This is a genomic window from Sphingomonas trueperi, from assembly GCF_040545665.1.
Taxonomy (GTDB): Bacteria; Pseudomonadota; Alphaproteobacteria; order Sphingomonadales; family Sphingomonadaceae; genus Sphingomonas; species Sphingomonas trueperi_B.
The window spans coordinates 522,711-544,647 of sequence record NZ_JBEPMH010000003.1; the positions used below are offsets into that span (position 1 = coordinate 522,711).

Consider the following 21,937-nt stretch of genomic DNA (forward strand, 5'->3'; position numbering starts at 1 on the left):
GGTGCTTCCGTTTGTGAGGCTTGCCGCGGGCGATCTTCCTACGATCAGATGTCGTCGAAGGTGATCGTGTTCTGGATCTCCGCGGTGAGCGGGCCGACGGACATCGGGCACAGCACCCCCGGCATCGCCGCCACGTCGAACAGTTCGGTGATGTGCCCCTCCAGGCGGATCCATTCGACGATGTCGCCATTGGCGAGGTTGACGACGAGCACGCCGCACCATGCCTCCGCATCCCGGCGCTTCAGCTCCTCGTCGAGGGACAGCCCCTTGAACGTCCCGTCGCGCGGCTTGGAAACGGTCGCGATCGCGAAGCCGTTGTGGATCGCCAGCCCACGCAGGAAGCCGGGGCAGAAGGCGATGTCGGTCTTGGCGCCGCTGGCGGGATCGATGCGGATCACCTGACCGCGCCCGCTGTCGAGCGCATAGACCTCATCGCCCACCACGCGCGGCGAGTGCGGCATGGATAGCTGATCGGTGACGATGCGATCGTCCCGCACGTCGATCAGTACGCCGCCCTCGTGCCGGCGGGCGCGCCATCCGGTCAGCACGTCGGACCGGCTGACCGCGGTCACATAGCGCACCTCGCCGTCGGCCATCGCCATGCCGTTGAGGTGGCAGCGATCTTCGGGCGCCAGCCGCGAAATGAACGGCGGCTTCCACACCGGCTTGAAGCTGTGCGTCAGGTCCAGCGTGGCGAGGCAGCTATACTTGGTGTTGACGAAGACGACCCGCCCCTCCTTGTCGACGCCCACCTCGTGGATATCGACATCGCCGGTGGTCTGCGCATTGCGCGGGACGAGCACCGCGTCGAACTTCTTGTTGCCCAGCTCGCCGGGCCGCAGCATGTTTTCCAGCCGCCATACCTGGAACAGCGCGCCGAGATACAACCGCCCCGCCCGCCAGCACACGCCCATCGCCCGGCTGAAATTCTGCTGGTTGAACGACACGGTGCCGTCGGCATGCGTGCCCACCAGGAAGAGCTGGCCGGTCTGGTAGGAAGTGAAGGCGAGGCTCAGGCGCTGGCTGCGCAGCCACGCGCCGAAGCCGCGCGAGACCTGGATGTTGGTCGCACCGGGCGCGAGGTTCGGCGCCTCGGCCCCTGGCGCCGAGGCCTGGCCCGGCTTGGGTTCGGCAGCTTCAGCAGCGACTTCGGCGTTGGGGATGTTGGTCATTCTACCTGCACTATGAAAGCGGACCGGCGCTCGGCCGGTCCGGTACCCGAAGAGATCAGAAGCGGATGCGGATGCCGGCACGGCCGCCGCCGCCGCTGGCACTCGTCCCGAAAGTGGCATTACCCTCGACGAAGCCGCTGATCAGCCCCTGCGACAGTATGTTCACCCCGATCGCGGCCTGGCCGTAATCGCCCATCCGCTGGCCCTCGAGCGTCTGCACGACGCCGCCGCTGCCGAAGCTGAGCATGCCCTTGCCGTCGAATTCGCGGACATAGTCGCCGCGGGCGTAGAACACCGCCCGGGTGCCGCCGATATCGACCACGCCGCCGATCCGCCCGCCCAGCTTGCCGGTGAGCGCCGTGTTGCCGCCGAAATCGACGCGCTGGCCGAACGGATGGAGGCTGCCGATGTCGGTATGCTGCCACGACAGCGACACCTGCGGCTCGGCGAACAGGCGTTCGGTGCCGAGATGCGCGCCGATCTCGCCGGCGATGCCGTACCCGTCGGCCTTCGATCGATCGGACCAGCCGAGCCCGCGATTGCCCGCATCGATCCAGTGATGATCATATTGCGCCAGAAGATTGCCGTAGAAGGCACCCTTCCGCACCATGCCATAGCCCCCCAGGCTCAGCGTATCGAAGGTCACCCGATCGCCGCCCTGCTTGAAGTTCTGCCGGGCGCTCAGATAGCCAGCGGTGAGGCCGAACACGCTGCGCGTCTGGCCCGCATCGCTCGATAGCCCGCCGAAGTCGACACCCACCTGCGCGCCGTAGAAATCCTGGCGATAATCGAGCCGGTAGGCATTCCCGCCGATCGTGCTGGACTGGTCGCGATCGGCAACCGAGCCGAAGCTCTGCCCCCAGAGCCGGGAGCGCCCCGCCTCGACATCGCGCAGCTCGAGCATGTGGCTGGACCAGGCATCCGCCGACTGGCGCCAGATCGCCTGCGCGCCCTCAGCCAGTTTGAGCAGGCGGTAGACCGGAGCGCCCGCCTCGTTGCGGAGCTGGAAGGTGCCGCTCGCCGCATCGAAGGCGAGGCCGTAGCGCACGAGCCCGATGTCGGCCGAACCCAGGGTAAAGGCATTGGCCGAGGATCCCGCACCGGTCTTCACCAGCGCCCGCGGCTGCGCGAGAAGCGTGGCCGCGGACGCGTCCCCGCCCAGCACGATGGTCGTGGTCCCCGTCGCGGTGCCGCCGATCACCAGCTGGCCGCTGCCCTGGGCGGTGAGGTCGAAGCGGACCTTGGCGCCGGCCGCGCCGACATAGTTGCCGGGAAGAAGCAACGTGTCGCCCGCCGCACCGCGGAAGTCGATCAGCCCGTGATTCTCGAAGGTGTCGAGCCCCACCATGGTGACGGTCTGGGCAGCGGCCGCGGCCGAGGCAGCGCGGACGGACTGCACTGCCGGTGCGGCGGATCCGACGACGAAGGTGCCGCTGTTGACGAACACGTCCGATCCCCCGCCGAAGTCGCTGTCCTTGGTCGCGACGAAGGTACCGTTGTTGACGAAGCTGTCGTTGAAACCGGCGAACTTCACCCCGCCGACGACCATGCCGGTATTGGTCACGTTGACCGGGCCGCCGCTGGCGACGATCGCGAAGCCGCTTCCGCCGGTGATCGTCCCGGCATTGTCGACGCGCACGGCACCTGCCGCCGGATGGGCGGGTGGCAGCGGCTGCGGCTCGTCCTGGCCGACATAGCCGTCGCGCGGCGCATAGCCCCAATAATGGACGATCGGCGTCACGTGCGGCGTCGCATCGATCACCACGCCGTTGTTCACCCCGGCAATGCTGCCGCCGCTCGCCACGGTGAGCTGCGCGGCATAGGCCTGGAGGAGCGCCCCGTCGGTGCCGCCCGAAACGGCGCCACGTACCGTGAGGCTCGCCGCGTCGAAGCCACGCAGCGCCACAGCCTCGGCCTGCGCCGATTGCGTCGCGCCGATATCGGCCGAAACCCGTCGTCCCTCGGCGAAGACGCCGATCGAGCCCTGGCCGCTGACGACCACCTTGCCCGTGGTGATCGCCACCGAGCCGGTGGTGGTGCTCGCCATCACGCCGTCCGAGTTGGCGCCGGTGGTGGTGATGGCAGCCGCGTTGATCGCGATCGTGCTGCCGGTGGCCGCCTCCTCCGGGATGCGCGGGTCCTCGGTCGGGAAGCCGGAGGCCTTGGTGCCGCCCTTCTTCGCCTGCTCGGCCGGCGGGTCATAGGGGTAGACCTCGGAATGGCGCTTGCGCTCGGTGACCTCGATGCCCGCCGAGCCCCGGCCGGTCGTGGTGATCGGGCCGGTCAGGGCGATCGTGATGTCGCCCGGCGAGGTCGCGCGCACGCCCGAGCTGAAATAGCTGCCGGTGGTGCTGATGGGGCCCGCGCCGCTGATCCGGATGCCGCCATTGCCGGCATAGGCGACCACGGCCGTGGAGAGCGCCCCGGCGGTCGAAAGCGCCCCCGAGACGTTCAGTACGTCGGCATGGCCGTTCAGGTGCACGGCCTGCGCATAGAGGCCCTTGGTCTCCACGCTGTTCAATACCGCCTGCACCGTGCCGTTGGCGGCGTAGAGGCTGACGCCTTCGCCGTAATTGCCGTGCGTGGAGACCTTGCCGGTCACCGTCGCGAGGACGTTGCCGTGCCGGGTGTTGTCCGACAGCAGCAGGGCGGAGCTGCCCTCGCCCTGGGTGGACACATCCTTGAGCGATACGGTGATGCCGCCCGGGCCATCGCTCTCTGCCGTGCCGATGCCGTTGCTGGTCACGGCGGAGATGCCGTGCGCGCTGTCGCCGCTGGTCGACAGGCTGGCTTGGGTGATCGAGATGGTGCCGCCGCGGATGCTGTACGCGGAAATGGCATTGCTCGTGCCCACCGCGGTCGAGATCGTGCCGCTGCCGTCGATCGCCACGTCGCCCGTCGCCTGGGCCGAAATGCCGTGCGCGACAGCAGAGCCATAGGGCCCGGACCCCTCGGCCGTCGTGATCGCGGCATCGTTGTGGATCGTCACGCCCCCGCCCACCGCCTGCGCGGCGATCGCGGCATAGCTGCCGGTCTTGTGGATCGTGCCATGGGTGCTGATCTCGACCGAGGCGCCATAGGCCTGGATCGCATTGGCATAGTCGCTGCCGGTGACGTTCGTCGCATCGACCGACACATGCCCCAGGCCCTGATAGCTCACCGCCAGCACCGCGCTGGCGCCGCCCCCGATCGCGGCCACGTCACTGGCGCGGATCGCCACGTCGCCGGTAAGGGAGACGCCCGCGACACCGTTCGATTTCGCGCCCGCCGCCGCAACATGCGCGGCGTCGATCTGGACGCTGCCCTGCAGCGCAACGGCATAGACACCGGTGCTGTAGGCCCCCTTCGTCGAGATGCCGCCCGTCACCGATACGCTGGCGTTGCCGCCATAGCTGACCGCGACGATACCGCCCGCATCGGTTTCGCCCTGCGTCGCGACCGTACCCGCGACGATGGCCAGGTCGCCGTCCACCTTGGCCTCGATGCCCTTGGAGTAGATGCCAGCCGTGGTGATCGCGCCGACCTCGATCCTGGCCGTGTAGGTTCCGGTCTCGGGAAGGCCGGCGGCGCTCACCTGCACGCCGGTGGCATGCTCGCCCGCGGTGGTGATGGTGCCGACGCTGATCTGGGTGTTCCCATAGATGGTGCCCGCCAGCACGCCGGCCGCATGCGCGCCGCTGGTCGCGATTTCCTTCGCCGCGATCACGAGATCGCCGTCGCCGACATTGGCATCGATGCCGACCGATCCCTCGCCCTTCGTCGTTACCGATCCGGCGGTGACGTGCAGGAAGCCATAGGCGGCGCCCGCCGAAATGCCCTCCGCCCAGAAGGTGTGCTTGCCTTCGCTGAACCGGCCGCCTTCCGTGGTTACGGAGTCGACGCTGATCTCGACATCGCCGCGACCGATGACGTTGATGCCGTGCGCACCGTCGCCGGTGACGGCGATCGTGCCCGCCTTGATCACGGTCGGCGGCGGGGGCCCGTCGCGCTCGCCATTGCTGGTGTTGAAGGCGGCGTAGATGCCGTCCGACAGGTCACCGCTCGTCTTGATGGTGCCCAGGTCTACCGCGGCGGTGCCGCCCGCCAGCACCACCACGCCGGCGGCGCGCTTGCCGCTCGTCTCGATCGAGCCGACGCTCACCTCGATATGGCTCTTCGCGTCCAGCGCGCGGGCATCGACGCCGTACGCCGCGCCTCCGGCGGTGCTGATATGCTGGCCCGAGATCGAGACGTTGCCGTAGACGCTGTAGCCGAACAGGCCCGTGCTGCCATAGCCCGAGGACTTGATCGTCCCGGCCTCCACGGCAATGTCGCCAAAGCCGATGGCGGTCACCACCCGCGAATAGTCGCGCGTCGTGGTGCCCGTGCCGATTGCAACCTTGGTCGCCCCTTCCGAATAGTTGACCGCATAGACACCGACCGAGTTGGCGCCATCGGCACGCACCGAACCGGCGGTGATGTCGATATCGCCGCTGCCTGCCTGGACGTTGATGCCATGCGAACCGGCGCCCGCGGTCTCCACGCTGCCGGCCGAGACCGTCACCGCCCCCGCCGCCTTGGCGTAGATGCCCTGCGAACCCTGGCCGGCGGTTTTGACATGGTCGACGTCGATCGTGGCGGCGCCTTCCTTGGAGATCGCGCCCAAGCCGAACGCGCCCGCGCCGCTGGTGACCACCGAGCCCGCCTTGATCGCGACATCGCCATAGCCGATGCCGACAATGCCGTCCGCCTGATCGCCGAAGGTGTTGATCGATCCGACGGTGACGTCGATATGCCCGCCGGACGCACCGTTGCGCACATAGACGCCGTCCGACTCATAGCCGCTGGTGACGACGGAGCCGACATTGACGGTGAGATCCCGGGTCGGCGCCTTGCCGTTGTCGATGGCGAAATCGCTGTGGACATAGACGCCTTTGCCATTGTCGCCGGAGGTCGAGACGGTGTCGGCGGTGACCGTGGCCTGGGTGCCGATCGCCAGGATGCCGATCCCATCGCTGGTGACGTCGCCGACCGTCACGTCGGTTGCCCCGCCGGAAATCGCGCGGATCCCAACGCCGCCCGGGCTCGCCGCCGAGACGCTGCCTACCTGGATGCTGGTGTTGCCGAGATAGCTGCTGCCGTAGACGGCATCGGTGTTGCTGCCCTGCACCGTGACGGTCTGCGCGGTGATGTGCGTGTCGCCGGCATAGCCGGTGGCCCAGATGCCGGCCGCACCATAGCCGGCGGTGTTCACGTTGCCCGCGTCGATGGTGATCCCGCCCGACTGGCCGCCCAGATTGTTGTTCGCGTAGATGCCGTGCGCGCGATAGCCCTGCGTCTCGATCGTACCCGCCTGGATCGTGATAGGTCCCGAACCATAGGCATGGATGGCGGCCGAATTGGCGCCCTGGGTGCTGATCGCCGTCACGTCGATCGTCGTCGTGCCGTTGGTGCGCGTGTCGATCCCGGGCGCGTCGTCGCCCACCGTGGTGATCGTGCCCGCATGCACCTCGATGGCGCCGCCGTCGCTGCGCGCCTGGATGCCGGTGGACTGGCCACCGGCCGTGGAGACGTCGCCGACATGCACGGTGAGGTCGCCGACGATGGTTTCCGCGAGGATGCCCTTGGCGTCCTGCCCGCTGGTGGCGATCGCGCTCGCGCTATCGGCCAGGATTGCCGCGCCGCCGCCGGACAGGTTGCTGACGCTGATGCCGTGCGTCTGATCGGCCGTAGTCTCGATCTGCACGCCGTCGTCAAGGCGCACAGTGAGGTCCTGCGGCGGCTGGGTGGCGTCCACCGAATAGGCGATCCCGCTCGGGTAGCTGGTGCCCGCCGGGCAGGTGATCGCGACGAGCGTCAGCGTTCCGCAGCTCTGCGCCCTGGCCGGCGGCGCGCCGATGAGCAATGCGGCCGCCGCGCCCGTGAGGCAGGTGCCCAGCCGAAGCGCCGTGCGACGGCGCGCGACGGTGTTGAAAGAAACGTCCCCAAATCCTGTGCGTCGAAACTGCTGCACGCGACCGCTCCCTGACATGTCGGGCGGTCCGCCGTTCCTCCACCTGTTCAATGCGCGCCACGCCCCCCTTGCGGCGGGCATTGCTGCGCTTGTCGGTTGGATGGTCCGGCGGCCCCTCTGCCCCTTCGACGCCGAGCAGGAGCGCCAGCCGTAAGGAAAATTTTACGAATATGCCTTTGTGGCGAAACGGAATTGCCGCGAGTACGCCGCAGAAAACTTTTATGCTGCGCGGGTTACGGTTCTGCGCCTGGCGCGGCGTCCTATCTCCTATTCGGTGCATTCGCGCAGCCACGCAAATCCGCCACTTTCGCGTCTCCTGTGCCTCGATGCGAAGCGGGCGCGAGGATCTGGCAGCCCTTCCTCCCAAATCGAGCGACTTGACGCATCCGACGCATCCCGATTTGTTGCGCCGCAGTATTGCGTTAACGTTTGGAAGGCGAACGAGCAGAAACGTGTCCAGGGTCGAAGGCTCGCTTTCCGAAACGTTCATGGCGCACCGCAGCGCACTTGCGCGCTTCCTTGCGATACGCTGCGGCGGGGACGTGGCGGAGGATCTGCTGCAGGAATTGTGGATCAAGGTGCAGCTGAGCGACGCCGTGATCGAAAAGCCGCTGCCCTATCTGTATCGCATGGCGCACCGCCTGGTGCTCGATACCCGTAGGGGCGCGTCGCGGGCGAAAGATCGCGAGCATAGCTGGAGCATCACCAGCGGCGCGATCGAGGATGCCGAGGCCGCGCTGGCCGAGCGCGCGCTGCTCGCCCGGGAGAGGCTCCAGCATATCGAAGCCGCGCTTGGGCGGCTCGGCGCCCGCGCGGCCCGAATCTTCCTGCGCTACCGCGTCGACGGCGTGGAGCAGCGCAGGATCGCGGAGGAACTGGGCGTCAGCCTCAGTACCGTGGAAAAGGAATTGCGGCGCAGCTATGTCGCCCTTTCGGGACTGGAAAGGGAACCGGATGAGGGTTGAGGCCTCGCTCGGCGTCATCGGAGGCAGGAGGAGCCGATGACCGAGCGCGAGATTGCTGCCCAGGCGTCGCAATGGGCGATCCGCACCGACGATCCCGCGTTCGAGGATTGGCCGGCGCTCGAGGCATGGCTGGCGGCCGATCCGCGGCATGCCGTCGCGTTCGACCGGGTCTCGATCACGGTGGACGAGGCCGCGGTTCTGCTGCGCGACGCGGCGCGGCCTGCGCCCTCCGGCATGACGGGACGGAGGCTGCTGATCCGTCTTCCCCGCCGCGCGATTCCCGTAGCCATAGGTGGGGCGCTTGCCGCATCGCTTGCCGCCGCGCTGTGGATGGGGTTGCCGCTCGGACCCAGGCCGGCTGAATACGCCCAGCTGGTGACGACGCGTGCAGGCGAGATACGCCGGGTCGATCTGGGTCGAGACGGTACCGTCGTGCTGAATGGCGACAGCGAACTGCGCCGCGATCCCGGCAGCCCCGGCCGCATGACGCTCGTCCGCGGCCAGGCGAGCTTCGACATCGTCCACGATCCCGCGCGCGCCTTCACCGTTCAGGTCGGCGATGTCGAGATCATCGACATCGGCACCCGCTTCGACGTCAAGCGCAGCGACGCGGCGATCCGGGTGGCCGTCGCCGAGGGGATGGTGCGACTGAAGCGCGGCGCGCGCGCGGTCACGCTGACGGCCGGGCAGGAAAGCCGGGTCACGCGCGACGGCGCCGTGACGGCCCCCTCCCCCACACAGCCCCGCATGATCGACGGCTGGCGCACCGGGCAGCTGAACTATGCCGATGCGCCGCTCGCCGAAGTGGCCGCCGATATCACGCAGCGCAGCGGCGTGCGGCTGACGCTTGCGCCCGGGCTGGCCGGGCGGCGCTTCGCCGGCTCGATCAACGTGGCCAACGGCGGCGAGCGCCTGATCCCCCGGATTGAGGCGATCCTCAACGTGCGCGCGCGCCGGGCGAGCGACGGCTGGATCCTGGAACCGCGTCGCGATGGCAGATGAGCGCGTGATGCTCGTTCGGCGATGACGCCGGCGCTCTCTATACTCTCGCTGGCGGTATCCGGCGCACAGGCGCAGCATGTCCATCTCGACATTCGACAGCCGACATCGCTCGCCGAGGTGCTGGCGTCGATCGCAATCCAGGCGGATGCCAGCATCGGTACCGCCGATCCATCGCTGCTGCGCCGCCGCATACGGCCACAGCGCTTCGACGGAAGCATCGAGCTGGCACTGCGGCAGGTGCTGGAAGGCACGGGCGCCGTGGCGGTTTCGGTCGGTCCGCGGGTCTGGCGGATCGTGGCGAAACGCCGGCCGCGACGCCACGGCGCACCGTCGTCCCCGCCGCCGCCACCCGTGCCCGCCTCCGACACGATCGTCGTGACCGGCAGCAAGCGCGGCCTGCGGCTCGAAGACTTGCCCGCCAGCGTGACCCTGATCGAGGGCGACACGATCGGCCTGCCCGCCGCGACCCGGGGCACGCTGGCGATTGCCGAGCATCATGCCGCGCTGCTCGCCACCCGGCTGGGCCCGGGGCGGAACAAGCTGTTCCTGCGCGGGATTGCCGACAGCAGCTTCAACGGCACCAGCCCGATGCTGGTCGGCCAATATCTCGGCGATTTCCGCCTGACCTATGCCGCGCCGGACCCGGACCTGCGTCTCTACGACCTCAAACAGGTGGAGATCCTCGAAGGTCCGCAGGGAGAATTGTACGGCTCCGGCGCACTGGGGGGCATCGTCCGCGCCGTGCCCAATCCGCCAGACGCGTCCGCCATGTCGGGCGAAGCATGGAGCGCACTGACGCTGACCGAACATGGAAGCGCCGGCACGGATGCCGGCGTAGTCGCCAACGTGCCGCTCGGTCGCAACGTGGCGATCCGTGTCGTAGGATATGCAGAGCGCAACGGCGGCTATATCGACGATGTCCGCCGCCAGGCACAGAACGTCAATGGAGGCGCGGTGGTCGGCGGACGCGCGACCCTGGGGGTGCCGATCAATGCCGATTGGTCGATCCAGCTGGCCGGCATCTTCCAGCGGATCCGCAACGATGATGCGCAATATACCGATCCGTCGGTCGGCGCACTGGCACGGGCGAGCAGCGTCGCGGAGCCCTCCCGGCACGACTATGAAGCCGCGCATGTAGACGTCAGCGGGCGGGTGGCGAAGGCCGACTTCCATATGACGATCGGCCATAGCGGCCAACGCATCCGGCAAGTGTTCGACGCAGCGGCCGGCGCGGAGGCGCCAAGCCTCTATCGTCAATATGATGCGCTGGGCCTGTGGACGGGGGAAGCGCGGCTTTCCGGGCAGGCGGGCCGGGACGGCGGCTGGCTGGCCGGTGCGTCGTTCGTCCTGGGCGATTCACGCCAGGAACGGGCAACCGGTACGCCGGACGCCCTGACCAGCCTGGGCAGGGTCCACGCGCGCGTCGGCGACGCCACCCTGTTCGGGCAAGTGGAGGCCCCCGTTCTGCCCGGGCTTCGACTGACGCTCGGCGGGCGCGGGTCGCGCGTGCAGATCGACGGCGCGGGCGAGGGTGCACTGGCAAAGCCGGTACAGGGCGGCGAGCCGGTGACCAGGCGGCCTGGCGTGCAATGGCTTGCCACTCCCATGGCCGCCCTGCTGTGGCGGCCCGCTGCGCCGCTCGATCTTTTCGTGCGCTATGCCGGCGGCTATCGGCCGGGCGGCATCACTGCCAACGCCGTTCTCGAGCGTTTCGACGCCGACACCATCCGCACCGCCGAGATCGGGTTCCGCTACCGGTCGGGGGACGGCAACAGGCTGCGCGTTGCCGGGTCGCTGGCGACGGGCGCGTGGCATGACGTGCAGGCGGACGCCCATGACGGCCTCGGCCTGCCGCGTGTCGCCAATGTCGGCGACGCCCGGGTCCGCAGTGCGACGCTCGAATTGGCAGCTACTCTGGCACCGTCGCTGCGCGTGGCGGGAAGCGGCTTCCTGGCCGAAGGCACGCTCCACCCGAGTCCGGCATTGGCAGATCTTCCCGGGAAGCTGCCGCTGCCCGATGTCGCGCGATACGGGCTTGCAGCCTCGCTGGACTATCTCCACGCGCTGCGCGGCGCCTATCCGTATCGGCTCGGGGTTCGCCTCAACGTGATCGGCCCGTCGCGGCTGGGCATCGAGCAGTCGGTCAACCGCGCGCAGGGTCGGTATGCAACCCTGTCGGCCACCGCTGCGCTGACAATCGGACGGCTCACCTTCTCAATGGAGGCAACCAACCTGCTCGACGCCCGGGGCAACGTCTTCGCCTTCGGCACCCCGTTCCTGCCGGACGGGGCCACCCGCACCACACCGTTGCAGCCTCGCAGCGCACGGCTGGCTGTTTCGAGAAGGTTCTAGGCGTTGCGGCACGTGGGCTTGCGGTCACTCCCCGCGCGATCTTCCCAAGAACGCGCCGTCAATATGTGTCTCGCCCGGCGAAGTGCCGGAAGGGTGTACCAACAGAGAACGCTTTCCACGACGCAGTCCGACATTGCGCTTGGCAAGACGGCATGGCTCCACCAATCTGGACCGATGAACCCCGCTCCCCGACGATCGAATACTTGTCGGATTTCCCAACCCCGCGCGTCTAGCTAAGGTAGCGACGGCGTGCCCGATCTTGCGGACATGCTTGCAAAGGCGAAGCGCGCGGTGCTTCGTCGCGGAGTCGCGGAGCAGGATGCGGACGAGTTGGTGCAGGAAGCGTTCCTCAGGATCGAGCGCTACGAGCGCGCGCAGCAAGCCCGCTCGCGCGAGGCTTTGCTCGTCACGGCGGCAGTCAACCTCTCCATAGATCGCCACCGCCGCGAATCCCGCGCGCCGTTCTCGCCGGCGAACGACCTGCTCAACATCGCCGACGCATCGCCCGATCCGGCGCAGGTCCTGGAGCAGCAGGCGCGGCTGGCGCATGCCCGGGCCGGGCTCGAGCGGTTGCCGGAGCGGACCCGGCGCATCCTGCTCCGTCGCCGTCTGGACGGCGCCTCCTATGCAGAGATCGCGGCCGACGAAGGGATGAGCATCGCCGCCGTTGAGAAACAGGTCGCCCGTGCGACGCTGCAACTCATGCAGTGGATGGACGGATGGTGAGCCGCCTCGACACCCGCGCCGCCGCAGAGGCAGCGGTATGGCTTGCCCGCCTGCAGGGGGACGTACGCACCCCCGAACGGGAGACGGCGTTCCGCGAATGGCTACGCGCGGACCCTGCGCACCGCTATGCGTTCGAGAAGGCGACCGACATCTGGGCGGAGGTGCCGGACATGGTCGGAGCCGAGCCCGAAGTGACGGCGCCGAAGCCGAGACAGCGAGCGCCCCTTTATGCGCTGGCAGCCATGCTGGTAGCGGCGATCGCAGTTGCGGCCACGCTGTGGATCCTGCGTCCCGCCGCCTACTCCACCCGCGTCGGCGAACAGAAGGTCGCGACGCTCGAAGATGGCAGCCGGATCGCGCTGAATACCGATAGCAGTGTCGAAGTACGCTATGACGCGAAGGAACGGCTGGTGCAGCTGGATCGCGGCGAGGCGATGTTCGAGGTGGCGCATAACAGCGCTCGCCCCTTCCTCGTCCGCGCCGGCGACAAGCAGATACGGGCCGTAGGCACGGCCTTCGTCGTGCGGCGCGAGGCAAATGCGGTGACGGTCACGCTGCTCCATGGCAAGGTCGCGGTGACCGACGTGCGTAGCGGAGCATCGGGCAGCGCCCCGACCTACCTCAATCCCGGCGATCGCCTTCGCGCGCCCGCGGCGGGGCAAATGCGAATCGACGTGCAGCCGTTGGAAGCAGCCACCGCTTGGCGGCGTGGACAGGCGGTATTCGCGGACACGCCGCTGCCGGAGGCTATCGCGGAAATGAACCGCTATGGCGGCCCCCGCCTGATACTCGCCGATCCGGCACTCGGGAGCCTGCGCGTATCCGGCGTTTTCGCAACCAACGACACCGGCGAGTTCGCCAGGGCAGTGGCAGCACTCCACGCGCTTCATGTCGCTGAAGATGGAAAAATTTTGTGGATCGTGCGCCAAGACGACAAGCGATGACATTTTCATGTCGAATCTTTGTCGGTTCCGCGTTGCAGCATCGTCTAGGTCGGTAGGGAGACAGCGAAAAGGGTCGCGCTCCCTGGGGGGAAATCGATGCCGTCCAGACCGATGCTTGCCGTTCTCGCAGCGGGTTGCTGCCTATCTGTCATTCCCGTTGCACAGGCGCAGACGCGCTACAGCTTCGACATGGCGGCACAGCCGCTCGACGCGGCGCTGCGTTCCGTCGCATCGCGCACCAGCACCAACATCGTGTTCGACGGGCCGACGGCGCAGCGACGCAACGCCCCCGCACTGCACGGCGAGTACAGCGCGCGTGATGCCTATTACACGCTATTGCAGGGTTCGGGACTTACGCTCACCGTAACGGGGGGCGGGTCCTACGTCGTCGCACCACCGGCAGGGCAGAGCCACGGCGGAGAGAAGGGCAGCATCGCCGGGCATCTGATGCGGGACCAGGGCGGGCGTTCGCTGGCCGGCGCGCTGGTCCGCATCGTTGAAACCGGCCAGACCACCACCGCCGACGACAATGGCGATTTCCACTTCGACGATCTCGCGCCCGGCACCTACACCGTCGAGGTCGCCTTCCTCGGCTTCGAGACGCGAACGCAGACCATCTCGGTCGGCACCGGCGTCAGCGCCTTCGATCTGGCGCTGAGCGAAGGCGTGACCGAACAAGGCACGCAGATCGTCGTCTACGGCACGCAGAGCGCGCGCGCGAACGCGCTCAATCTGCAGCGCAGCGCCGAGAATAACTCGGAAGTGGTTTCCGCCGACGATCTCGGCAATTTCACCGGCACCACCTTCGCGGACGCGCTGCGGCGTACTGCCGGCATCTCGTTCCAGCGCGACGGCGTGACCGGCGACGGCACAAACGTCATCGTCCGCGGGCTGGATCCGGACATGAACAACGTAAAGCTCAACGGACTGCAGCTACCGGTGGGCAACGGCACCGGGCGCTCGGCCAATCTCAATAACCTGCTGGCGGATTCCGTCAGCAAGATCACGATCAGCAAGAGCCTGCTGCCCAGCCAGGACAGCGCCGGCACGGGCGGCCTGATCGAGATCGAGACGCTCTCGCCGCTCAACCGCCCGCGGCGCTACGCCAGCTTCCAGTTGGAAGGCGGGCTCGGGGCCAAGGACTTCAGCCACGACCTGCTCGTCTCCGGCACGGTCGCCGGGCGGTTCGGCGCGCAGCGCAATCTCGGCCTTAGCGCCTCGGTCCAGTATCGCCGCAATTCGGTGCGCAACATTTCGTACGGGACGGTCACGAACTTCGGTGCATTCCTGCCCAACGCCGCGAACGGCAAGCCCACGCTCACCACGATCGAGGCGGTCGATCCGCGCGCGACCTTCCCGTTCACGCCGGGCGACGACGGCGTCTATGTCTCGCAGCTGCAGACCGACTTCAACCACGTCAAGCAGTCGACGGTCGCGGCAACCTTGTCGGCCGAATGGCAGATCGGGCGCCACACCAATCTCCGCTTCGATTTCCAGCACGCCGAATCCGATCGCACCAGCTATTCGATGTCCGACGTTTTCTCGGCCGGTGGGGACTATTCGGATGTGCCGGGTGGGGAGGCGATCTCGGCGCTGCACCTGAACCTCAAACCCGGCAACGGTTCGCTCTACCGCGAGCAGGTCTATGGCTATGATCCCGGCGGCAAGAGCCGAACCGACACCTACAGCTTCAACGGCAAAAGCACGCTGGGCAAGCTGACGTTCACCTATATTGCGGGCTATGCCCATGGCAGTGAGAACCACGGCCGCAACACCGCTCTGGACATGCGCACGCCGGGTACTGAAGCAACCCCCGCGCTATTCCAGCCTGCGGCGACCGATGCCAAGCTGGGCTATATTATTTCGGCCTTCGCCCCTCGCAGCGGCGATGCCATCCCGATTCCGCTGCTCAGCGAGGCCGGCTGGGCGGTAATCAACGATCCGTCGCTGTACAAGATCAGCAGCGGGACCGGCCAGATCGACACCACCACCGGCAGCAACGATCGCTATACCGGCGACATCAGCGTGCGCTGGGACATGGACTGGGGTTTCCTCAAGTACGTCCAGATCGGCGGCCGCTTCGAGCGCGCCAAGTTCCGGCACGATCTGGTGCGCACCCAGTTCGGCGGCAACGCGTCGGTCGCTTCGCTGGGGCTGCCCTTCTCGCCGACCGACCTCAGCCGGATCGGTGTCACGGGTGCCAACTTCACCGCCATGTCCGAAAGCACGCTGATCGGCTTCCTCGATCATATCGACGACTATATCGCGAAGAGCGGACAGCTGACCCTGAACCCGATCAAGCCGGTGGACGGGCAGGACCGACAGGGCACGCGCGAGGACAATTACGCCGCCTATGTCCAGACCCGGCTGCAGTTCGGCAAGCTCGAGATCATCGGCGGCGTGCGATACAATCGCACCGATCTCAGCGCATCCAACCTGCTTTTCCCGACCTATGTGGGCCCGATCCTGGCGCAGGATGGCGGCGGCTTCGGCGCCGACCTGATTTTCCAGAACCAGTTCAGCAAGCTCGTGACGGAAACTGCCAAGTCGGAGGACTTCCTGCCGCGCATTCTGTTCAACTATCGCCGGTCGGACAATCTCATCTTCCGCGGCGGCTATTTCCTGTCGGTCGCCCGGCCACAGATCGGAGACTTGTCGCAGCAGACGCGGATCAGCTTCATCAACATTCCGATCCCTGGCCCGGAAGGCGTGAAGCCGGTGCTCCAGCTCAACTCGGGCAACCCCAATCTGAAGCAGGCGATCACGCACAATTTCGATCTGAGCGCAGAGTATTATCACAAGATCGGCATCATCAAGCTTGCCGGCTTCTACAAGCGGATCAACAATCTGCTCCAGTCCACCCAGACCAACGGTCCGGCCAACCTCGCCAATGTCACGCTGCCGGACCACCCCTATTTCCAGGGTGCGCCCTATTTCGACCCAGCGCATCCCGAGACGGTGTTCATCAACGGCGGATCGCCGATCAACAGCGGTCATCTGGCGACGATCTGGGGCATCGAGACGCGGTTCGAACGCCAGTTCGACTTCCTGCCCGGCGCGCTGGGCGGCCTGGGGATCATCGCCAATTACACCTACACGCACAGCAAGCGCTGGCAGCGCTACAGCTGGGCCTACGCCCCGACAGGCCAGAGCAACGTCTACGAATTCGCCGGCCTGCCGTTCAACCAGCAGCCCAAGCATTCCGGCACGGTTGCGCTGACCTACAACAAATACGGCTTTGACGGCACGCTGGCGTACAGCTTCCAGTCGAAGACGCTCAACAACTTCATCCCGCGCGGGCTGTCGGTGTGGGACAAGGGGGTGCAGACGCTCGACCTGCACGCCGAATATTATCTGGACCCGCGCACCCGCAAATACCGCCTCTATGTCGAGGGCTCGGACCTGCTGAAGGGCACCTCTACGCCCGACCTGCAGCAGCTGATCGCCGGCACCTACACCCGCGCCACCTATCTCGGCGGGCGCAAGTTCAAGATCGGCGGCGCCATCCTCTTCTGAGCCTCGGCCCACCTCGCGCCGGCGCTTCCAGGGTTGCGCCGGCGCTCTTTTCACAAGGATTTCCGATGTTTCGCACCGCGCTGCTTCGCACGGCCGCTTCCCTAGCGCTCGCCTGCGCCGCCCCCGCTCACGGGCAGGACGCCATCCCTTACCAGCAATTCACCCTCCCCAACGGCCTGCGCGTCGTCGTGCACGAGGATCACAGTACGCCGAAGGTCGCCGTGACCGTGTGGTACCATGTCGGCTCGATGAACGAGCCGCTCGGCAAATCGGGCTTTGCGCATCTGTTCGAGCATCTGATGTTCAACGGCTCCGAACATCACGACAAGGAATATATGCCGCCGCTGCAGGAGATCGGCGTCTCGGGCGTCAACGGCGCGACCTCGCTCGACCAGACCTATTATTACGAGATCGTCCCCACCGGCGGGCTGGAGCGCGTGCTGTGGCTGGAATCCGATCGCATGGGCTATCTTGCCGGCGCGATCAGCCAGGCGAAGCTCGACGAGCAGCGCAAGGTCGTCCAGAACGAGAAGCGCACGCGGGAGAACACCCCCTATGCACTGATGGACCCCCGCCAGGCGGCCGCGCTGTTCCCGGAGGGGCACCCCTATCACCACCCCACCATCGGATCGATGGAGGACCTGAACGCCGCCACTCTAAGCGACGTGAAGACTTGGTTCGCCGATTATTACGGCGCGACCAACGCCGTCGTCTCGCTTACCGGCGATGTCACGGTGGAACGGGCCAAGGCACTGATGCAGCAGTATTTCGGCAGCGTGCCAGCCGGTGCGCCGATCACCCGCACCAACGCTTGGGTGCCGGTGCTGGAGCGTGATCGGCGCGAGACGATGGAAGACAATGTTCCCCAGACCGCGATCGCCTGGGCCTGGGCGGTGCCGGGGCGAGGCACCGCCGAAGCACCGGCGCTGCAGGCGGCCGCACAGGCGCTCGGCCGGGGCAAGACGTCCCGGTTGTTCCAGGTGCTGGTGCAGGACAAGCAACTCGCGACCTATGCCGCGGCCAGCTATGCGGGCTTCGCCGTCGCAGGCATCTTCTCGATCGACGTCCGCCTCAAGCCTGGGGTCGATCGCGCCGCCGCAGAGCAGGCGGTGAAGGAAGTGCTGGACGGCTTTGTCGCGCAAGGCCCGTCCGCACCCGAACTCGCCCGGGTGAAGGCAAGTGCCTATGCCGACAATGCCCGGGCCATGGAATCCATCTACGTGAAGGCAATGGCGCTGGCGGACAGCACGGTCTTCTCCGGCAATCCCGGGCAATATGCGGTGGAGGCGCAACGGCTGCAGGCGGTGACCGCGCCACAGGTGCGCAGCGTCGCGGCCAGCTGGCTGACCCGGCCGAACTATGCGCTCACCGTGCTGCCGTTCGGCAGCCACAAGGTGCTCGCCGACGGCGCCGATCGCACCAAGCTGCCGCCGCTGGCGCCCTCGCCGGCGCTGAAGCTGCCGCCCTTGCAGGAAACGCGCCTTTCCAACGGCATCCGGGTCCTGCTCGCCGAACGCCCCGGCGCACCGACGGTCGACATGACGATGGTGTTCGACGCCGGCCAGGCGGCGGAGCAACGATCCAAACCCGGCCTGGGCGGCTTCACCATGGGGTTGATGGACGAAGGCACCGCCACGCTCAACAGCCAGCAGTTCGCGGCACGCCAGGCGCTGCTGGGTGCACGGATATATGCGACCCTGGACGTGGATACGACGAACTTCATCCTCTCGGCGATGCCGCGCAGCCTGTCGGAGACGGTTGCGCTCTGGGCCGACGAGATTCGCCGCCCGGCCTTCCGTCCCACGGACATCGAGGCCGATCGCGCGCTGAGCCTCTCCGGGCTGTCGCAATCGCTGGCGGAGCCGTCGGAAGTGGCGCAGCGCACCTTCACCTATCTTCTCTACGGTGCCGCCCATGCCTATGGCGTGCCGCTCGCGGACCGGGCGGAGACGCTGCGCGGGATCACACGCGACGATGTCGTGGGCTTCTATGAAAGCTGGTTCCGGCCCGACAATGCGACGATCTATGCCGCCGGCGGCACCGACCTCGCCACGCTCCGCGCGACGCTCGAGCGCAGCTTCGGCGACTGGAAGGCACCCGCTAGCGCCAGGGGCACGAAGCAGATCGACCCCGTCGCCCCTGCCACCAGCCCCCGCATCGTGCTGATCGACAAGCCCGGCGCGATCCAGTCCGTTATCCGGGTGGGCCAGATCCTGCCGCCGGGCACCGATCCCCGCCAGTTCGAGATCGGCGCGATGAGCGATGTGCTCGGCGGCAGCTTCACCGCGCGGCTCAACATGAATCTGCGCGAGGACAAGGGCTGGAGCTACGGCGCCAATTCCTTCGTTGCGGAAGCGCGGGGGCCGCAGGTCTTCGGCGTCTCGACCAGCGTGCAGACCGACAAGACCGCCGAGGCGCTGCACGAGATCGACAAGGAATTGCGCGATATCCGCGGCAAGCGACCGGCGAGCGCGCGCGAGCTGGAATTGCTGACCAAGGGCGAGGTACTGGGCCTGCCGGGGCGTTTCGAAACCAGCCAGGCGATGGTGGGCTACCTGCAATATGTGCAGCGCTTCGGCCGACCCTATGACTGGATCACCACCCTGCCGGACGCCTATGGCAAGCTCACGCCGGCGACCATCACCACCACGGCACAGCTGCTAAACCCGGATGCGATGACATGGGTGATCGTCGGGGACCTTTCGAAGATCGAGGACAAGCTGCGCGCACTGTCGCTGGGGCCCGTCGAGGTATGGGACGCGGAAGGAAAGAAGCTGCGGTGACGGCTCGCTTCCTTTTCTTGCGGCCTTGACGGTACGCAGCGCGTATCGGCCGATGGCGGAACATCAGGGCCGGTAACGCGATCCATGGTTTGTATCGGGAGTTTTGGAATGCGGGCGATCGCCATAGCTATGTTGGGGCTCGCCGGCGTCGGGCAAGCCGCCGGTCAAGTCGAAGCCGTCGGGGATCCCGCCGGGGAGGTGAACCCGTTCATCGGCACCACCAACGGCGGCAACGTCTTCCCCGGCGTCTCGATGCCCTTCGGCATGGTCGCGTTCAGCCCCGAGGAGCTGCCGCTGTTGGGCCGGCGCTCCGCCGTGGCCGCGCCCGGCGGCTATGAGTGGCGTGCGAACAGCGTGCGCGGCTTCAGCCTGACGCACGTCTCGGGGACAGGCTGCGCAGGGGCGAGCGGCGACATCCCGATCATGCCGATCACGACGCCGGTGACCATGTCACCCGCATCGGTGGCGGCCGGGACCGACTATGCGAGCATCCTGGACCATGCCAAGGAAAGCGCGAGCCCGGGCCGCTACGGCGTTGCCTTGGGCAATGGCGTGAAGGTCGAGCTTGGCGCGACGGACCGTACTGCAATAGGGCAGTTCGCCTTCCCCGCGGGCCAGCAGGCGAACCTGCTGTTTCGCACGTCGGACAGCGAAGTCGGCAGCACCGCCTCGACCATCACCATCGATCCCGCGACGCGCACCGTTACCGGCTCGGTCACCAGCGGCAATTTCTGCGGCTACCTCGCCCCAGACCGGCGCGAGAGCTATTATACGCTGCACTTCGTCGCCGTATTCGACCAGCCGTTCGAAATCGGCGGAACATGGCGCGACGAAATGGTGTCGCCCGGCGCGGCGCAGGGTTCGGGCGGAACCAGCTATGGCAGCGATGGGCATCCGCCGATCGGCAAGGGCTCCGGCGGCTGGATCCGCTTCGACGCGAAGCGCAGCCCGGTCGTGACGATGCGGGTGGGCATCTCCTATATCAACGCCGCCGGTGCCCGCGCCAATCTGAACCGCGAGAGTCCGGCAGGCACCACGCTTCCGGCCGTGCAGGCGGCGGCGCGCGCGGCCTGGAACCGGCGCCTCGGCCAGATCGCGATCGAGGGCGGCGCGCAGGACGAGCGCGCCGTGTTCTACACCGCGCTCTACCATGCGCTGCTGACGCCCAATCTCTACAGCGATGTCGATGGACGCTATCGCGGATTCGACGGCCGGGTGCATCGCCTGTCGCCCGGGCAAGGTGCGCAATATGCCAACTACTCCGGCTGGGACGTGTATCGCTCCCAACTGCAACTGGTGACGCTGCTCGATCCGAAGCGCGGCGCCGACATCGCCCAATCGCTGCTCAACCAGGCCGACCAGAATGGCGGCGTTTGGGATCGCTGGACCCATCTCACCGGCGCGACCAGCGTGATGAACGGCGACCCGTCGCCCGCGTCGCTGGCTGCCATTCATGCGTTCGGCGGACGCAGCTTCGACGTGAAGCGCGCCTATGCCTCGCTCAAGCGGGCAGCGACGGTGCCGACGGCGCTGGACCTCAGCCGCAAGGGCTGCCCGGTGCTGTGCGTCGGCCAGCGGCCCGGTCTCGATCAGTGGTTGCAGCTTCACTACATGCCCATCGGGGCGCCCGGCTGGGGCTCGGCAGCCGACACCCTCGAACTGGCGGCGGCCGATTTCGGCTTGAGCGAGCTGGCGCGCGCGGCAGGCGATGGCAACGGCGCGCGCCAGTTCCGGGCGCGATCCGGATGGTGGCGCAACCTGTTCAATCCGAAGGCGACGCCGAACGGCGGCTATATCCAGCCGCGCAATGCCGACGGGAGCTGGCCGACCTTCGATCCTGCCGCCGAAGACGAGTTCGTGGAGGGAAGCGGCGCGCAATATCTGTGGATGGTGCCGTTCGATGCGGGCGGACTGATCTCGGCGCTCGGCGGCCCCGAGCGGGCGTCCCAACGGCTCGATGCCTTTTTCCGCAAGCCCGACGGCAGCTGGGCAGTCACCAAGTCGGGGCCGCTACATGCGGAAATGGACAACGAACCGTCGATCGCATCGCCCTGGCTCTATCTGTTCACCGGCGAGCCGTGGAAGACGCAGGAAACGGTACGCGAGGCAATGCGACGCATCTGGACCAACGCGCCCGCCGGCATTTCCGGCAACGACGATCTGGGGCAGATGTCCTCCTGGTATGTATGGGCTGCGCTGGGTCTGTATCCGCTTTATCCCGGCCTCGCCGACCTGGTCATCGGCAGCCCATCGTTCCCGGCCATGACGATCGACCGCCCGGGGGCGCGGATCGTCATTCGGGCGAAGGGCGCGGGGCCTGCCGCGCCGTATGTCCAGTCGCTCGCGGTCAATGGCCGGCAAAGCAACCAGACCTGGCTGCCGGCCCGCTTCGTCCAGCGCGGCGGGACATTGGATTTCACGCTGGCGGCGATGCCGAACCGGCATTGGGGAACGACAGCCCCGCCCTCCTTCGCACCGAATTGAC

General features: G+C 67.4%; 10 protein-coding genes. 8 read left to right on the forward strand and 2 right to left on the reverse strand.

Translation table 11 applies throughout. The features are described 5' to 3' along the window. Positions 1 to 44 precede the first annotated feature (44 nt). Positions 45 to 1,172 (reverse strand): TIGR03032 family protein, encoded by a 1,128-nt coding sequence (locus tag ABIC65_RS13245; RefSeq protein WP_354309307.1) that lies wholly within the window; start codon positions 1,170 to 1,172, stop codon positions 45 to 47. A 55-nt stretch (positions 1,173 to 1,227) separates the two neighbouring features. Next, the gene (locus tag ABIC65_RS13250; protein ID WP_354309308.1) at positions 1,228 to 7,164 is read right to left on the reverse strand and encodes a hypothetical protein; all 5,937 of its coding nucleotides are present in this window, start codon (positions 7,162 to 7,164) and stop codon (positions 1,228 to 1,230) included. A 377-nt stretch (positions 7,165 to 7,541) separates the two neighbouring features. Between ABIC65_RS13250 and ABIC65_RS13255 the strand changes: the two genes are divergently transcribed. The 8 genes from ABIC65_RS13255 (at position 7,542) to ABIC65_RS13290 (ending at position 21,936) form a co-directional block, all read left to right on the forward strand. Further along, entirely contained in the window at positions 7,542 to 8,129 is a 588-nt protein-coding gene (locus ABIC65_RS13255) for an RNA polymerase sigma factor (protein WP_354309310.1), read from the forward strand. A gap of 36 nt (positions 8,130 to 8,165) precedes the next feature. After that, entirely contained in the window at positions 8,166 to 9,131 is a 966-nt protein-coding gene (locus ABIC65_RS13260; RefSeq protein ID WP_354309311.1) for a FecR family protein, read from the forward strand. A gap of 21 nt (positions 9,132 to 9,152) precedes the next feature. Continuing rightward, positions 9,153 to 11,483: a TonB-dependent receptor gene (locus ABIC65_RS13265; protein WP_354309313.1), complete on the forward strand. Its 2,331-nt coding sequence runs from the start codon at positions 9,153 to 9,155 to the stop codon at positions 11,481 to 11,483. A gap of 249 nt (positions 11,484 to 11,732) precedes the next feature. Further along, positions 11,733 to 12,209 (forward strand): RNA polymerase sigma factor, encoded by a 477-nt coding sequence (locus ABIC65_RS13270; protein ID WP_354309315.1) that lies wholly within the window; start codon positions 11,733 to 11,735, stop codon positions 12,207 to 12,209. Then, positions 12,203 to 13,153 (forward strand): FecR family protein, encoded by a 951-nt coding sequence (locus ABIC65_RS13275; protein WP_354309316.1) that lies wholly within the window; start codon positions 12,203 to 12,205, stop codon positions 13,151 to 13,153. The genes ABIC65_RS13270 and ABIC65_RS13275 overlap by 7 nt, the downstream gene beginning before the upstream one ends. 96 nt (positions 13,154 to 13,249) lie before the next feature. Beyond that, a complete protein-coding gene (locus tag ABIC65_RS13280; RefSeq protein ID WP_354309318.1) occupies positions 13,250 to 16,669 on the forward strand; it encodes a TonB-dependent receptor in 3,420 nt (1,139 codons plus the stop codon). A gap of 65 nt (positions 16,670 to 16,734) precedes the next feature. Next, on the forward strand, positions 16,735 to 19,452 hold the full coding sequence (locus tag ABIC65_RS13285; RefSeq protein ID WP_354309319.1) for a M16 family metallopeptidase: 2,718 nt from the start codon (positions 16,735 to 16,737) through the stop codon (positions 19,450 to 19,452). Positions 19,453 to 19,581: 129 nt separating this feature from the next. Beyond that, complete coding sequence (locus ABIC65_RS13290; RefSeq protein ID WP_354309320.1) at positions 19,582 to 21,936, forward strand: GH92 family glycosyl hydrolase; 2,355 nt, start codon at positions 19,582 to 19,584, stop codon at positions 21,934 to 21,936. Position 21,937: the final 1 nt, after the last annotated feature.

Coding starts and splice junctions, on each gene's coding strand:
- ABIC65_RS13290 (WP_354309320.1), top strand. CDS start 19,582: ATGTTGGGGCTCGCCGGCGTCGGGCAAGCCGCCGGTCAAGTCGAAGCC.
- ABIC65_RS13245 (WP_354309307.1), bottom strand. CDS start 1,172: ATGACCAACATCCCCAACGCCGAAGTCGCTGCTGAAGCTGCCGAACCC.
- ABIC65_RS13275 (WP_354309316.1), top strand. CDS start 12,203: ATGGTGAGCCGCCTCGACACCCGCGCCGCCGCAGAGGCAGCGGTATGG.
- ABIC65_RS13285 (WP_354309319.1), top strand. CDS start 16,735: ATGTTTCGCACCGCGCTGCTTCGCACGGCCGCTTCCCTAGCGCTCGCC.
- ABIC65_RS13260 (WP_354309311.1), top strand. CDS start 8,166: ATGACCGAGCGCGAGATTGCTGCCCAGGCGTCGCAATGGGCGATCCGC.
- ABIC65_RS13280 (WP_354309318.1), top strand. CDS start 13,250: ATGCCGTCCAGACCGATGCTTGCCGTTCTCGCAGCGGGTTGCTGCCTA.
- ABIC65_RS13265 (WP_354309313.1), top strand. CDS start 9,153: ATGACGCCGGCGCTCTCTATACTCTCGCTGGCGGTATCCGGCGCACAG.